We start from the raw sequence: 14,179 nt of genomic DNA, 5'->3' as shown, positions 1-14,179 counted from the left end.
CCTCACCCGCCGCAGGTGCCGCAGCAGGTGTCGCTGTCGTAGGTCAGCCGCGCCACCAGGTGGCGTTGGCCGTCGCGGGCCGGGAAGAACTGCAGGAACACCATGGTCAAGCCCTTGGGCAGTGCCGACTTGAGGCCGGTCATGCGGGCCGAGCGCGAGGTATTGTACTGGTAGTCCTCGGATTCGTCGCACAGGCTGAAGGCGGCAGGCAGCAGGTCGGCGCAGCGGGCCAGCGGCATCTCCCGCGACACCACCACGCTGCCGGTGGCCAGAATCTCGATCACCGCCTGATCGCCGGCGACGCGGACCTGCACCACGTTGGCATGGGCGACGACGGCGTGTTCCAGCAGGGTCAGCATTTCGGCCTGGGGTTCGGGGGCGATCATGTTCATGGCGGGGGCTCCGTGGGCAGGGTGGCCCACCAAAACAGCATTGCCGCCCCGGCCACATTGAGCCCGGTCAAGCATCCCCCCTTCCGGGAGTGCGGCGGGCGTGGTTATATATTCCCATGGAGGAGCGCAGATGACAGGCGAGGTCACCGTTCGCGTCCTGATCGAGGGCCGGGTCCAGGGAGTCTGGTTCCGGGGCTGGACGGTCGAGCAGGCCCAGGCCCGCAAGCTGTCGGGCTGGGTGCGCAACCTGGTGGACGGGCGGGTCGAGGCGCTGTTCCACGGTCCCTCCCATCTGGTCCGCGACATGGTCGAAGCCTGCCACCGGGGGCCGCCCGCCGCCCTGGTCACCCGGGTGGAGAGCGAAAGCTCGTCCGAAGCGCCGCCGTCGGGCTTCCACCAGCGCCCCACCGCCTGATCATGAAACTCTCTCTTTCCCGCCGCCAAATCCTAGCTGGAGCCGCCGCCATGACCATCGCCAAAGCCGCCGATGCCGCCCCCAAGGGAGGGCGCCAGTTCCCCAAGGATTTCTTCTGGGGGGCGTCGACCGCCGCCTACCAGATCGAGGGCGCCTATGACACCGATGGGCGCGGCATGACCATCTGGGACAAGTTCACCGCCGACGGCAAGATCATGGACGGGTCCAGCGCCAAGGTGGCCTGCGACCACTACCACCGCTACCCCGAGGACATCGCCCTGATGAAGGCGGCGGGATTCGGCGCCTACCGCTTCTCCCTGGCCTGGCCGCGCATCGTCCCGGCGGGGACCGGCGCCATCAACGAGAAGGGCCTCGATTTCTACGACCGGCTGGTGGACAAGATCCTCGAGGCCGGCATCAAGCCCATGGCCTGCCTCTACCACTGGGACCTGCCGCAGCCGCTGGAGGACAAGGGCGGCTGGCAGGGGCGCGACATCGTCGGCCCCTTCGCCGAATACGCCCGCATCGCGACGGCGCGCCTGGGCGACCGGGTCAAGGACTGGTACATGCTGAACGAGCCGAACGTGGTCGCCATCATCGGCTACGGCATCGGTGAGCACGCGCCGGGATACAAGCTGGGCGAGGACGGCATCCTCAAGGCCCTGCACCACCAGAATCTGGCCCAGGGCACGGCGCTGCGCGCCATCCGGGCCGAGCATTCCGACGCGGTGCTGGGTACGGTGATCAACCTGCAGCCCTGCCGCTCCCAGGACGACGACCCCAGGAACCGCGCCGCCGCCATCCGCTGGGACGCGGTGTGGAACCGGGTGCCGCTGGACGGCGTCATGCGCGGCGCCATTCCCGACGTGCTGGCCGAGAAGATGGCCCCCATCGTCAAGCCGGGCGACATGGAGACCATCAAGTTCCCCATCGACATGCTGGGCATCAACTATTACTCCCGCATGACCATGAAGCACGAGGAGGGCCACCCCTTCGACGTGTTCTGGGGCGACGCCCATTGCGATCGCTGGACCGCCATGGCCTGGCCGGTGCAGCCCGACGGGCTCTACGATCTGCTGCGCGAGTTCAAGGAGCTGTACGGCAATCCGGCGGTGTTCATCGCCGAGAACGGCGCCGCCTATGACGACGTGGTCGCCCCCGACGGCCAGGTCCACGATGCCGAGCGCGTCGCCTTCATCCGGGACCACGTGGCCGAGGTGGCGCGCGCCGTCAAGGACGGCTGCAACGTCAAGGGCTACCTGGTGTGGTCACTCCTGGACAATTTCGAGTGGGCCTACGGCCTGTCCAAGCGCTTCGGCATCATCCGGGTGGATTACGACACCCTGAAGCGCACCCCCAAGGACAGCTACAAATGGTTCGCCGAGGTGATCAGGACCGGCCGGGTGGAATAACCGGGACCGTCAGCCCTTCCGCCCCTGGGCGGAGGGGGTTCCCTCACCGGCGCGGAGGCCGGCGGAGCGTAAGTCGGCTCCCTCCGCTCCGCCGGCCGTCAGGCGACGGCCTTCTTGTCCCGCAGGAAGGTGGCGAGCCGGCCGTCCTCGTGGCGGATATGCTCCTTCAACCAGCCGGCGACGAACTGGAACATCCGCCCGGTGGCGCCGTCCTTGCCGGCCTCCACCTCGCGCTTCAGGCCTTCGAACCTGTCGAGGAACTCGCGGTGGCGGCGGCGGTGCTCGTCCAGGCTCGGAAAGGCGTTCCGGGTCATGATGTCTTCTTCTTCCCGGAAGTGGGGTTCGAAGGACTTGCCGACCTGGGTCATGATGCCCTTGATGGCGGCATCGCCGTTGCCGCTCATCATCTCGCCGTAGAAGCGGTTGATCTGGTCGAACATCTCCTGGTGATGGCGGTCGATGGAGGCCACGCCGGTATTGAGGGCATTCTCCCATTCCAGCAGCCGCATGTCCGACTTGTCGGCGCGGACCTGATGCAGGAAGCGGCCGACCTCGGCCCGCAGGAATTCGGCCTGCTTGGACAGGTCGGTGGCCGATTCGCTGATCTGCTCGGCGGCGTGGCCGGTTTCACGGGCCGCCTGTTCCACCGAGTCGATGTTGCTGGACACTTCCGTGGTGCCGGCGGCGGCCTGCTCGACGTTGCGGGCGATCTCGGCGGTGGCGGCGGTCTGTTCCTGCACCGCCGAGGCGACCGAGGCGCTGATCTCGCCCATTTCCGAGATGACCTTGGAAATGGTGTCGATGGCCCGGACCGCGTTGCCGGTCCCTTCCTGCACCGCCTTGATCTGGCTGGCGATCTCGTCGGTGGCCTTGGCGGTCTGGTTGGCGAGGTTCTTGACCTCGTTGGCGACCACGGCGAAACCCTTACCGGCGTCACCGGCCCGCGCCGCCTCGATGGTGGCGTTCAAGGCCAGCAGGTTGGTCTGGGCGGCGATGTCGTTGATCAGCACCACCACCTCGCCGATGCGGCCCACATTGTCCGACAGGGAGCGGACCTGGGTCGTGGTGCTTTCCGCCTCCTGCTCGGCGCGGGAGGCCACGGATTGCGAGCGCTCCACCTGCTTGGCGATCTCCGAGATGGAGGCGGCCAGTTCCTCGGTGGCGGCGGCCACCGTCTCTACGTTGGCCGAGGCCTGCTGCGCCGCCGAGGCGACGTTGGTGGCCTGGGCGCTGGTCTCGTGGGCGGTGCCGGCCATCTGGCTCGACGCCCCCTGCAGCTGGGTGGCAGCCGAGGTCACCGTCTGCACCACCTTGCCGACGCTTTCCTCGAAGGTGTCGGCCATGTGATGCAGCGCCGCCTTGCGGTCGGCCTCGGCCTTCACCTTGTTCGCCTCCTGCTCGGCCTGCAGCCTGTCCATCTTCAGGGTGTTTTCCTTGAAGATCTCCATGGCCGTGGCCATGGCGCCGATCTCGTCGGTGCGCTCGCGCGCCGGGATGTCGACGGTCTTGTTGCCCTTGGACAGCTCGGTCATGGCCCCGGTCATGGCCGACAGCGGCGTGACGATGGAGCGGGCGATCAGCACCGACAGCAACCCGGCCAGACCAAGGGCGAGGGCGGCGCCGATCCAGGTGGTGGTGGTGCTGCGCGCCATCTCCTCCTTGATCTCGTCGGTTTCGTGATGCATGGCCTGGTCCTGGGAGGCGACGGTCTGGTCGGCCAGATCGGCAAACTGGATGGCCAGGCCCACCAGATTCTTGAACACCAGGGTGTCGAGACTGCGGGTCGCCGTCGAGGCGGCGGTGAAGGCGTCGCGATAGGCCTTGGCGTTATTGAGGGCATCGCCGGCCAGACGCTTGCGTTCGGGATTGCGCAGCCGCTTCGACAGATTCTCGGCTTCCGCGACGAAGCGGGCGATATTGGCCTCGACCTCCGTGTTCAGCTCCTCCGTGGGAGTGGCCAGGAACTTGGTGGCGTTGAGGCGGGCCAGCATCAGGGCTTCCTCGGCGATGCCGGTCTGCGCCGCCGCCTCGAAATCACCATCCTCCATGGCGCCGTGGGCGATCTCGCTCAGGTCCTTGCGGGCGGTGGCGCCGACCACGTTGAGGCGGTTGTTGACCAGGTCGTCGCGGGAGGTGCGCAGCGCCGCGACCTTGTCGAAATCGGCCATATAGGCGGCGAACAGCTCCTGCATCCTGGTCAGGCTGGCCTTGCGTCCCGCGTCGGCGGTGGCGGCGACGGCCTCGGGCAGGGTCTTGGCGACCACGCCCTGCATGGCGCGGACCTGCTCCAGGAGCTTGGGGTCGGCATTGTTGGCGAAGACGACGACGTTGCGGCGGATTTCGGTGAAGGCCGCCTTGATCCGCAGCACCCGCAGGGCGTTGTCGGAGACATGGGCATAGTCGGCCAGATGGCCGCCGGTATTGCCCAATGTGATGATCGACTGCCCGGCCAACGCCGCCAGCAGCAGGACGACCAGTCCGAAGCCCGCATAGATGCGGCCAGAAACGTTGAGATTGAACATTGGCGCTTCCCCCCAAGAAGCCGACGGCCGCGCCGAGGCGCATGTGCGCACCCAAGGCACACAGTCCTTTAGAATGGGAGGGATAGGAAGAAAGCGTAATGATACAAACTTCCTACATACCAAGGTATCGAGCAGGCATTAACGTATATGGCATATACCCCTTTAAGTCCGGCCCGCGCCGCCCCATGTCGATGACAGTGGGGAGAGAGTGGGAGGGGCGCCATGCGTCGTCTGTTGTTGCTGTTGCCGGCGGTGTTGCTGCTGTCGGCGGGGTTGCTGCCGTCGGCGGGTCCGGCCTTCGCCCAGTGCCGCCCGGCCCCCAGGGCCGACCTGACGGGCTGCGACTTTTCCGGGGCCATGCTGGAGAACGTCGATTTGCGCGGCGCCCGGCTGGACGGCGCCCGCTTCGCCAAGGCCAACCTGAAATGGGCCAATCTGAGCGGAGCCAGCCTGAAGGGGGCGGTGTTCGCCGGCGCGGACCTGTTCCACGCCATCTTCGACGAAGCCGACATGACGGGGGCCGATCTCAGCGACACCTATCTGTTCGGGGCCAACCTGATCGCCACCAGGCTGGTGGGCGCCGAGTTCAAGGGCGCCTTCCTCAAGGACGTGCTGATGGAGCGCGCCGACCTGTCGCAGGCCAAGATGGCCGGGGTCTACATGCTGCGCGGCGTGTTCGAGGAGGCCAAACTGGCCGGGGCCGATCTGTCGGGCGCCGACATGACCGGCGCGGCGGCTGAAGGGGCCGATTTCACCGGCGCCAACCTCAAGGGAACGCGGCTGTCGGGGGCGTCCATGCGCTTCGCCCGCTTCGTGCGGGCCGATCTCGACGGCGCCGACTTCGCCAAGGCCGATCTGCTGCACACGGTGTTCGACGGCGCCCGCAACGTGCCGCCGGGGGTGACCGAGGCCCTGGCCACCCTGTTCACCGCCGAGGAGAGGCGGTAGGACGAAAAGCGGGCGGGACGCCCGCACTCCAAGGAAACAGCCTCTCCCCGGAGCGCGGGCGTCCCGCCCGCATGGATCACTCCGCCGCCGGCTTGGCCCGCTGCGTCTCGGCGTGATGAGCCTGGGCCGGCTCGGTATGGTAGATTTCGGCGCCCTCGGCCACGAACTTCTCGCTCATCTCGGCCATGCCGGCTTGGGCGTCGGCGAAGTCGCGCACTTCCTGGCTGATCTTCATGGAGCAGAATTTCGGGCCGCACATGGAGCAGAAATGGGCCAGCTTGGCGCCCTCGGCCGGCAGGTGCTGGTCGTGGAAGGCCAGGGCCTTTTCCGGGTCGAGCGACAGGTTGAACTGGTCCTTCCAGCGGAATTCGAAGCGGGCCTTGGACAGGGCGTTGTCGCGCACCTGGGCGCCGGGATGGCCCTTGGCCAGGTCGGCGGCATGGGCGGCCAGCTTGTAGGTGACCACGCCTTCGCGCACGTCCTGCTTGTCGGGCAGGCCCAGGTGTTCCTTGGGCGTCACGTAGCACAGCATGGCGGTGCCGAACCAGCCGATCATCGCCGCGCCGATGGCGCTGGTGATGTGGTCGTAGCCCGGCGCGATGTCGGTGACCAGCGGCCCGAGGGTGTAGAACGGCGCCTCACCGCACAGCTCGATCTGCTTTTCCACGTTCTTCTTGATCTTGTGCATGGGCACGTGGCCGGGCCCCTCGATAATCACCTGGCAATCGTGGGCCCAGGCCTTGTGGGTCAGCTCGCCCAAGGTCTCCAGCTCGCCGAACTGGGCGGCGTCGTTGGCGTCGGCGATGGAGCCGGGGCGCAACCCGTCGCCCAGCGAGAAGCCCACGTCATAGGCCTTCAGCAGCTCGCAGATGTCCTCGAAATGGGTGTAGAGGAAATTCTCCTTGTGGTGCGCCAGGCACCACTTGGCCATGATCGAACCGCCCCTGGACACGATGCCGGTGGTCCGCTTCGCCGTCAGCGGGATGTAGCGCAGCAGCACGCCGGCATGGATGGTGAAATAGTCCACGCCCTGCTCGGCCTGCTCGATCAGGGTGTCGCGGAAGATCTCCCAGGTCAGCTCCTCGGCCTTGCCGTCCACCTTCTCCAGGGCCTGATAGATCGGCACCGTGCCGATGGGAACCGGCGAGTTGCGGATGATCCATTCCCGCGTGGCGTGGATGTGCCGTCCGGTGGACAGGTCCATGACGGTGTCGGCACCCCAGCGGGTGGCCCACACCATCTTCTCCACCTCCTCCTCCACCGAGGAGGCCACGGCGGAATTGCCGATATTGGCGTTGATCTTGGTGAGGAAGTTGCGCCCGATGATCATCGGCTCGGCTTCCGGATGATTGACGTTGGCCGGCAGCACGGCGCGGCCACGCGCGATTTCCGCGCGCACGAAGTCCGGCGTGCACTGGTCGGGAATGTCGGCGCCGAAATCCTCGCCATCGCGGACGGCGGCGGCGTGCAGCTCGGCCCGCTTCATGTTCTCGCGGATGGCGACGTATTCCATCTCCGGCGTGATGATGCCGGCGCGGGCATAGGCCAGCTGGGTCGGCGCCTTGCCCGGCTTGGCGCGCAAGGGTCGCAGGCCCAGGGCGGCGCGGTCGAACACCGGCACGCCGATGGTCTCGCCCGGCTTCAGGCCGTCATCCTCGGGCCGGTGGGCGCGGCCCTCGTAATGCTCCACGTCGCCGCGCTCCAGGATCCACTGCTCGCGCAGCCGCGGCACGCCCTTGGCGATATCGACGGAAAGCGCCGGGTCGGTGTAGGGGCCGGAACAGTCGTAGACCCGCACCGGCGGCTCGCCGCAGCCCGGCGTCAGGTCGATCTCGCGCATGGCCACCCGGACGTCGGGACGCGATCCCTCGACGTAGATCTTGCGTGATCCCGGCAGGGGGCCGGTGGTGATCTTCAGGGCGGACTCGGACATCGTCGTGCTTCCTTCGCAGCTGGCGGCGGGCAGGGTCCGGACGGGAGGAGGCGGAAGCTTGGGAAGTTCCGATCCCTTCGCCGGAATGACCCGGATCAGGTTCCAAGGGTCGCCGGCGCCCATGGCCGGCCTCTCAGCCCCTCGAGCGGGGCTCCCCTTCGGAAAGATGGCAAAGATTGGGCTTTTCCCGGCCTGGGAGTCAAGCTTTACAAGACCTTATTTTGCAACGGGGTTCCGCCGATTCCGCGACCAGCAGGACATGCCCTTGGCCTGGGCCGAGCCGCAGAAGGCTTCCACCGCCTCGGGCGGGCCCACCGCCACCAGCCGGTACCAGCGGCCCTGGCCCTCCACCGTGTTGGCGACGACCTCGGGGCGGAGAGTCTTGAGGCGCAGGCGTTTCCAGTCCTGTTCCGCCGCCGCCTTGGTGCGGTACGAACCGATCTGCATGCGCAGCGGAGCCGGCTCGGCCGCGGGGGGCTCGGCCGCGGAAGGCGGCGGCTCGGCTGCCGCCACCGCGGCGGCGGGCGGCGGCGGCGCGGCCAGGCGGTCGAGTTCGGCCTTGGCGGGGATGAAGCCCGCCGCGGCCGCCTGGCCCAGCCGCTTCAGGCCCTCGGCGGGATCGGCGGGCAGGCCGGTCCCGCCCTTCATGTAGAGCATGCCCAGATTGTATTCGGCGCTGATCACCCCGGCATCGGCGGCCACCTGGTACCAGGCGGCGGCGATGTGGCCGTCGGCCTCCACCCCCAGTCCCTGGCGGTAGAGATGGCCCAGGTTGCGGGCCGCCTCGCCGTCGCCCAGTTCGGCGGCACGCTGCCACTGGCGGGCGGCCTCGGGGTGCATGTCCTCGTGGAACGCCGCCAGACCGCCGTAGAAATAGTGGTCGCGGACGGTCTGCATGGGCGGCGGCGCGTCGGAGCAGCCGGCGAGCAGGCCCAGGGCGAGCAGCGGAAGAAAATACCTGAGTTTTGCGCACGGGTTCACAGAAGGCCATCCGTTCAAGGGAGTAGTCTCAAATCCGGAGCCGTCTGCGGCCCCGATGCCGATCCTTGGGTGCTGTCATGCCACTAGACCTTACAGACTGGGCGACGCTGTTGGAAGTTCTGGACGGAGCCAGGGCCCCCTTCGCCCCCCTCGCCTCCCTGATCCGGCCGCCATGCCGTGCCGCCGCCATGCCGCCCCGGCCGCGCCGCCGGCGCGGCGTTACCTGGTCCCTGGTGCCGTGAGGCCCCGGTCCCAGTAGGGCTCGGGACCGAAGCTCGCCGCCAGATGATCCACGAAGGCCCGCACCTTGGGCGAGAGATGGCGGCCGTGGGGATAGACGGCGTTGAGCGACGAATCCAGCGGCACATAGGTTTCCAGCAGCGGCACCAGCTTTCCCGCCCGGATGTCGTCGCCGAGAAAGAAGCTGGGCAGCAGCGCGATGCCCAGGCCGGCCAGGGCCATGTCCCGCAGCACGTCGCCGTTGTCGGCGTGGAAGCGTCCCTTGACCTCCACCTGCATGGGCTTGCCGTCACCCTCGATGAAGCGCCATTCCGAATGGATCATGGTGCCGTGGGTCAGGCAGTCGTGGCCGGCCAGGTCCTCGGGGCGGGCGGGGGTGCCGCGCCGCTCCAGATAGGCGGGCGAAGCCGCCGCCAGCCGGCGGACCGGGGCGAGGCGGCGGACGATCAGCGACGAATCCGCCAGCCGGCCGATGCGCACCGCCACGTCCCAGCCTTCCTCCACCAGATCCACGTGGCGGTCGGTGAGGCCCATCTCCAGCTCGATCTCGGGATAGCGCTCCAGGAAGCCGGGCAGGCAGGCGGACAGGTGGCCGACGCCGAAGGACAGCGGCGCGCTGACCCTGAGCCGGCCGCGCGGCACCGCCTGCAGATGGCTGACCAGCAGGTTGGCCTCGTCGAAATCGGCCAGGATGCGCTGGCAGCGTTCGAGATAGGCCCGTCCCGCCTCGGTCGGCGACAGCGAGCGGGTGGTCCGGTGCAGAAGCCGCACCCCCAGATCGGCCTCCAGCGCCGAGACCTGACGGCTGATCATGGACTTGGAGAGGCTGAGCCGCCGCGCCGCCTCGGAGAAGCTGCCGGTTTCCGCCACCCGAACGAAGGCGAGGATCGTATCGAAACGGGGCGTCATCGATGCCTCCCAGGCAACAATATGTTTAAATCATCCTGCATTGTTGCGGGCCCGCCGGAAAGGGTATTCTTTTCCGGCTGGAGGGAAAGACCATGGATTTCACCACCCTGTTCCTGTCGCACGGCTCGCCCTTGATGGTGCTGGAGGACACTCCCACCCGCCGCTTCCTGATGGAGCTGGGCCGGAGGGTGCCCAGGCCGTCCGCCATCATCGCCGTCTCCGCCCATTGGCAGACCAGCCAGCCGGTGCTGGGCTTCGCCGCCTGGCCGGACAAGATCAACGACATCTTCGGCTTTCCCCCGGAACTGTATCAGCTGAGCTATGCGCCGCCCGGCGCGCCGCTGGTGGCGGCCCGGGCCGCCGACCGGCTGGGGGCCGCCTGCCGCCGTGATCCCGGCGCGGGCATCGACCATTCCATCTGGTCGGTGATGAGCCTGATGTGGCCCGAGGCCGACGTGCCGGTGGTGCCCATGTCGGTGCAGCCCCAGGCCGGGGCGGCGCATCACTACTTCCTGGGCCGCCGGCTGGCGCCCCTGGCGGCCGAGGGCGTGCTGGTGATCGGTTCGGGCGCCGCCACCCACAATCTCGAGGATTATTACCGCCGCCGCACCGAGGCGGCGGTGGAGCCCGAGGTGGCCGAGTTCACCGGCTGGCTGGCCGAAAAGGCGGAGCAGGGTGATGTGGCGGCGCTGCTGGACTATCGCGCCCGCGCCCCCCATGCCGAGCACAACCACCCCACCGAGGAGCATCTGCTGCCGCTGTTCGTCGCCCTGGGTGCCGCCGCCCGCGGCGAGGCGGTCCGCCTGCATAGCGGCGTGGATTCCGGCGTGCTGGCCATGGACGCCTACGGGTTCCGGTAGCCCCCGCCCCATGCTAGACTTGATCAAGGTTAAATGAGGGGTGGCCCATGGCCTATCTGCAGTGGACGGAAAACCTGAGCGTCGGCGTGCCGCGCATGGACGAGCATCACAAGAAGCTGGTGGACCTGATCAACCAGGTATTCGACGCCATGAGCGGCGATGCCGCCGCCGCCGTGGACAGCGTGCTGGCCGACCTGCTGGACTACACCCGCTATCACTTCGCCGAGGAGGAGAAGCTGCTGGCGGCCTGCTCCTATCCCGACCTGGAGGAGCATCAGGCGGTGCACCGCTCCATGGTCAAGGAGGTGCTGGACATGCGGAGCCGCCATCTGGACAACCCGGCCTCGGTGACCGCGTCGGAGACCCTGGACTTCCTGTCCAAGTGGCTGATGCGCCACATCATCGGCAAGGATCTGCGCTACCGCCCCTATGCCGAACCCGTCTCCGGCGGGGGAGCCGCCTGATCAGCCCGTCCCGTCCGGCTCGTAGAGCTGGCGGACGATGAACAGGGGCCGGCCCTTGACCTCGTCGAACACCCGGCCGAGATAGTCGCCGATGATGCCCAGCGTCAGCAGCTGGATGCCCCCCAGGAACAGCACCGACATCAGGATGGATTCGTAGCCGGGCAGGTCGACGCCCCAGATCATGGCGCGGATCAGCCGGAACACGATGTAGAGGAAAGCCAGCGACGAGATCATGGCGCCCACTCCGCCCCAGACGCGCAGGGGGAAGTTGGAGAACGAGGTCAGGCCGTCGAAGGCGAAACGCAGCAGCTTCCATGAATTGAACTTGGTGGTTCCCGCCGCCCGCTCGCCCTGGTGATAGACGATCTCGGCCTGGCGGTAGCCCACCCAGGCGAAGATGCCCTTCATGAAGCGCGAGCGCTCGGGCATGCGGTTGATGGTGTCCACCACCTTGCGGTCCATCAGGCGGAAATCGCCCACCTCGCGCGGCAGGCGTACGTCGGACAGGTGGTCGAACACCCAGTAGAAGCCCTTGGCGAACAGCTTTTCCGACAGGCCCTGGCCGGTGCGGGCGTCGCGCCGCGCGAACACCACCTCGAAGCCTTCCCGCCATTTGGCCAGCAGATCGGCGATGGCCTCGGGCGGGTGCTGCAGGTCGGCGTCCATGGGCACCACCGCCCGGCCGCGCGAGTGGAACAGCCCGGCGGACAACGCCTTCTCCTTGCCGAAATTGCGCGACAGGTCGACGATCCTGAGGCGCGCCTCGCCCTTCTGCGCCTCCAGCAGGCGGTCCAGGGTGTCGTCCCGCGACCCGTCGTTGACGCAGATCACCTCGAACGGAACCGCCAGCCCCTCCAGCACCGGCAGCAGCCGGCCGAACAGCAGGGCGACGTTCTCCCCCTCGTTGTAGCAGGGGATGACCACCGACAGGGTGGGCGGCGAAATCGGTTGCGAATCCGCGGTCATGACAATCCGTCCGGCAAGAGCGATGCCGCAAGCATCGCACCATGGCCCTTTCGGAGCAACGCAGCTTTGCGGGTTTTCCCTGCGCTGTGGACTTGCCCGCAACGCTGGTCCATGGCACGGTCAGGCCCGAACTTCCGACCGCTTGCGGGGCTTTCATCCGATGATCCGATCCGTGCTGTTTCCGCTGATGGTGGCCGTGGGGCTTCTGGCCGCCGCCGATGCCCGCGCCCACGCCGTCCTGGTGGAATCCTCGCCCCCCGCCGAGGCCGAGGTGGTGGGGAGCAAGGTGGAGTTCCGCCTGCGCTACAACAGCCGCATCGACGCCAAGCGCTCGCGCCTGTCGCTCAAGGGGGCGGGCGGGGCCAAGACCCTCGCCCCCCTGCAGGGCGCCAGCGAGGCCGAACTGATCGCCCGCGTCGAGGGGCTGGGGCCGGGCCGCTATACCCTGTTCTGGGACGTGCTGTCGGTGGACGGCCATGTCAGCCGCGGCCAGGTTCCCTTCATCACCATCACCCCCTAAGAGCGCGGCCATGCTGACCACCCTGCCTCCCGACATCCTGGCCTTCTTCGCCGTCATCCTGCGCGGGCTCCAGTTGACCGCCCAATCGGTGATCCTGGGCGGCGTGCTGTTCCTGTTCGGCTTCACCCGGCCGCTGGCCCCCAAGCTGGGCGGCCGGGTCCTGGCCATGGAGCGCACCGGCCTGACCTGGACCGCCAGGGGCGGCCTGGCCCTGGCCCTGGTGGCCGGGCTGTCCATCTTCGCCAACCTCTCCCAACTGGTGGCCGGGCTGAAGATCGAGCCCGGCGACGCCATGGGCGCCGATTTCGTCCAGTGGAACCTGATCATGGCGACCGCCGCCATGGCCCTGGCGGTGACGGCGCGCATGCAGGCCAACCCGGCCCAGGTGCCGTCCATGGCGCTGCTGGCGGCGGTGGTGCTGGGCGCCTCGGTGATGTCCAGCCACGCCTTCGCCCGGGTGGACGAGCGCGAGTACTACATCCTGGCCGACGCCCTGCATCAGGCCGGCGCCTCGCTCTGGATCGGCGGCATTCCCTTCATGCTGCTGGCGCTGACCCATGTGAAGGAATCCCGCGACCGCCTGCTGGTCGGCATGCGCTTCTCGCACCTGTTCACCGGGGCGGTGGGGCTGCTGCTGCTGGGCGCCGCCATGCTGGCCTGGGGCTACATCTCCACGCCGGGCGCCCTGATCGGCACCGCCTACGGCATCATGACCGGAGCCAAGATCATCTTGCTGTCGGTGCTGCTGTTGCTGGCGGCCATGAACCGCAAGTCCACCCGCTCGGAAGCCGCCGACAAGGGTCAGTTCCGCCTGCGCCGCTTCGCCGAGGTCGAGATCGGCATCGGCGTCACCGTGCTGATGATCGCCGCCTCCATGGCCTCGCAGCCGCCGGCCGCCGACCAGACCCAGCATCAGGCGACCATCATGGAGATCGTCGAGCGCATGGCGCCGGTGCGGGCGCCGCGCCTGGTCAGCCCGCCGTCGGAGACCCTCTCCATCGGCATCGAGAAGACCGCCGCCAGCGAGACCGCCGACAGGATGTGGTCGGAATTCAACCACAACTGGGCCGGCATCTTCGTGCTCGCCATGGGCCTGGGCGCCATGGCGCACCGCATGGGCGTCGGCCCGGCGCGGCACTGGCCGCTGCTGTTCCTGGTGATCGGCACCGCCATCATCATCCGCTCGGACCCGGAAAGCTGGCCCATCGGTCCGCACGGCTTCTTCGAGACCCTGGCCGACCCGGAAGTCTTCCAGCACCGGGTGGTGGGGCTGCTGCTGTTTCCTTTCGGCCTGTTCGAATGGGCGGTGCGCACCGGCCGCCTCAAGAGCGAGCGCGCCGCCCTGATCTTCCCCATCCTGTGCGCGGTGGGGGCCGGGCTGCTGCTGGTGCACAACCACACCCTGACCGACGTCAAGGAGCGCTTCCTGATCGAGTTCAGCCACATCCCCATGGGCCTGTTCGGCGTCATGGCCGGCTGGCTGCGCTGGCTGGAAATCCGCGGCGACGGAAGGGCCCGGCGGGTCGCCGGCCTGCTGTGGCCGGTATGCTTCTCCATGGTCGGCGTGCTGCTGATGTTCTACCGGGAACTGCCCTGACGGCGGACGGGAGGCGGGAT

The 14,179-nt window shown here is 68.1% G+C and carries 13 protein-coding genes and 1 riboswitch; of the genes, 7 read left to right on the top strand and 6 right to left on the bottom strand.

Annotated features, from left to right (window positions below; translation table 11 throughout):
• Nucleotides 1–2: 2 nt before the first annotated feature.
• Nucleotides 3–392, bottom strand: coding sequence for a hypothetical protein (locus H261_RS02015; protein ID WP_008613755.1), 390 nt, complete (start codon nt 390–392; stop codon nt 3–5).
• A gap of 130 nt (nt 393–522) precedes the next feature.
• On the opposite strand from H261_RS02015, the gene H261_RS02010 reads away from it, so the two are divergent.
• Nucleotides 523–807, top strand: a complete 285-nt coding sequence (locus H261_RS02010) for an acylphosphatase (protein WP_008613754.1) — start codon at nt 523–525, stop codon at nt 805–807.
• A gap of 50 nt (nt 808–857) precedes the next feature.
• Nucleotides 858–2,219, top strand: coding sequence for a GH1 family beta-glucosidase (locus H261_RS02005; RefSeq protein WP_008613753.1), 1,362 nt, complete (start codon nt 858–860; stop codon nt 2,217–2,219).
• A 98-nt stretch (nt 2,220–2,317) separates the two neighbouring features.
• On the opposite strand, the gene H261_RS02000 is transcribed toward H261_RS02005, so the two are convergent.
• Nucleotides 2,318–4,741, bottom strand: coding sequence for a bacteriohemerythrin (locus H261_RS02000; protein ID WP_008613750.1), 2,424 nt, complete (start codon nt 4,739–4,741; stop codon nt 2,318–2,320).
• Between the two features lie 222 nt (nt 4,742–4,963).
• Here H261_RS02000 and H261_RS01995 point away from each other — a divergent pair, with 222 nt between their 5' ends.
• Complete coding sequence (locus H261_RS01995; RefSeq protein WP_008613748.1) at nt 4,964–5,689, top strand: pentapeptide repeat-containing protein; 726 nt, start codon at nt 4,964–4,966, stop codon at nt 5,687–5,689.
• A 76-nt stretch (nt 5,690–5,765) separates the two neighbouring features.
• Here H261_RS01995 and thiC read toward each other — a convergent pair whose 3' ends face one another.
• The 3 genes from thiC to H261_RS01980 form a co-directional block, all read right to left on the bottom strand.
• Nucleotides 5,766–7,622, bottom strand: coding sequence for a phosphomethylpyrimidine synthase ThiC (gene thiC, locus H261_RS01990; RefSeq protein WP_008613745.1), 1,857 nt, complete (start codon nt 7,620–7,622; stop codon nt 5,766–5,768).
• 55 nt (nt 7,623–7,677) lie between these two features.
• Nucleotides 7,678–7,790: riboswitch (TPP riboswitch) on the bottom strand.
• Between the two features lie 48 nt (nt 7,791–7,838).
• Entirely contained in the window at nt 7,839–8,603 is a 765-nt protein-coding gene (locus tag H261_RS01985) for an SPOR domain-containing protein (protein ID WP_008613744.1), read from the bottom strand.
• 219 nt (nt 8,604–8,822) lie between these two features.
• Nucleotides 8,823–9,752: a LysR family transcriptional regulator gene (locus H261_RS01980; protein ID WP_008613742.1), complete on the bottom strand. Its 930-nt coding sequence runs from the start codon at nt 9,750–9,752 to the stop codon at nt 8,823–8,825.
• A 92-nt stretch (nt 9,753–9,844) separates the two neighbouring features.
• Between H261_RS01980 and H261_RS01975 the strand changes: the two genes are divergently transcribed.
• Nucleotides 9,845–10,612, top strand: a complete 768-nt coding sequence (locus tag H261_RS01975) for a DODA-type extradiol aromatic ring-opening family dioxygenase (RefSeq protein WP_008613741.1) — start codon at nt 9,845–9,847, stop codon at nt 10,610–10,612.
• Nucleotides 10,613–10,659: 47 nt separating this feature from the next.
• The gene (locus tag H261_RS01970; RefSeq protein WP_008613739.1) at nt 10,660–11,076 is read left to right on the top strand and encodes a bacteriohemerythrin; all 417 of its coding nucleotides are present in this window, start codon (nt 10,660–10,662) and stop codon (nt 11,074–11,076) included.
• Here H261_RS01970 and H261_RS01965 read toward each other — a convergent pair whose 3' ends face one another.
• Nucleotides 11,077–12,042, bottom strand: coding sequence for a glycosyltransferase family 2 protein (locus tag H261_RS01965; RefSeq protein WP_008613738.1), 966 nt, complete (start codon nt 12,040–12,042; stop codon nt 11,077–11,079). It lies immediately after the preceding gene.
• Nucleotides 12,043–12,202: 160 nt separating this feature from the next.
• On the opposite strand from H261_RS01965, the gene H261_RS01960 reads away from it, so the two are divergent.
• Together H261_RS01960 and H261_RS01955 are read left to right on the top strand one after the other, a co-directional pair.
• Complete coding sequence (locus H261_RS01960) at nt 12,203–12,562, top strand: copper resistance CopC family protein (protein ID WP_052004127.1); 360 nt, start codon at nt 12,203–12,205, stop codon at nt 12,560–12,562.
• 10 nt (nt 12,563–12,572) lie between these two features.
• Nucleotides 12,573–14,159, top strand: coding sequence for a copper resistance D family protein (locus H261_RS01955; protein WP_008613736.1), 1,587 nt, complete (start codon nt 12,573–12,575; stop codon nt 14,157–14,159).
• Nucleotides 14,160–14,179 lie beyond the last annotated feature (20 nt).

This window comes from Paramagnetospirillum caucaseum, assembly GCF_000342045.1.
Classification (GTDB): Bacteria; Pseudomonadota; Alphaproteobacteria; order Rhodospirillales; family Magnetospirillaceae; genus Phaeospirillum; species Phaeospirillum caucaseum.
Note: the sequence above shows the minus strand (reverse complement) of the source record. Positions and strands in the feature narration are given on the sequence as shown.

Coding starts and splice junctions, on each gene's coding strand:
- H261_RS02015 (WP_008613755.1), bottom strand. CDS start 392: ATGAACATGATCGCCCCCGAACCCCAGGCCGAAATGCTGACCCTGCTG.
- H261_RS02010 (WP_008613754.1), top strand. CDS start 523: ATGACAGGCGAGGTCACCGTTCGCGTCCTGATCGAGGGCCGGGTCCAG.
- H261_RS02005 (WP_008613753.1), top strand. CDS start 858: ATGACCATCGCCAAAGCCGCCGATGCCGCCCCCAAGGGAGGGCGCCAG.
- H261_RS02000 (WP_008613750.1), bottom strand. CDS start 4,741: ATGTTCAATCTCAACGTTTCTGGCCGCATCTATGCGGGCTTCGGACTG.
- H261_RS01995 (WP_008613748.1), top strand. CDS start 4,964: ATGCGTCGTCTGTTGTTGCTGTTGCCGGCGGTGTTGCTGCTGTCGGCG.
- thiC (WP_008613745.1), bottom strand. CDS start 7,622: ATGTCCGAGTCCGCCCTGAAGATCACCACCGGCCCCCTGCCGGGATCA.
- H261_RS01980 (WP_008613742.1), bottom strand. CDS start 9,752: ATGACGCCCCGTTTCGATACGATCCTCGCCTTCGTTCGGGTGGCGGAA.
- H261_RS01975 (WP_008613741.1), top strand. CDS start 9,845: ATGGATTTCACCACCCTGTTCCTGTCGCACGGCTCGCCCTTGATGGTG.
- H261_RS01970 (WP_008613739.1), top strand. CDS start 10,660: ATGGCCTATCTGCAGTGGACGGAAAACCTGAGCGTCGGCGTGCCGCGC.
- H261_RS01965 (WP_008613738.1), bottom strand. CDS start 12,042: ATGACCGCGGATTCGCAACCGATTTCGCCGCCCACCCTGTCGGTGGTC.
- H261_RS01960 (WP_052004127.1), top strand. CDS start 12,203: ATGATCCGATCCGTGCTGTTTCCGCTGATGGTGGCCGTGGGGCTTCTG.
- H261_RS01955 (WP_008613736.1), top strand. CDS start 12,573: ATGCTGACCACCCTGCCTCCCGACATCCTGGCCTTCTTCGCCGTCATC.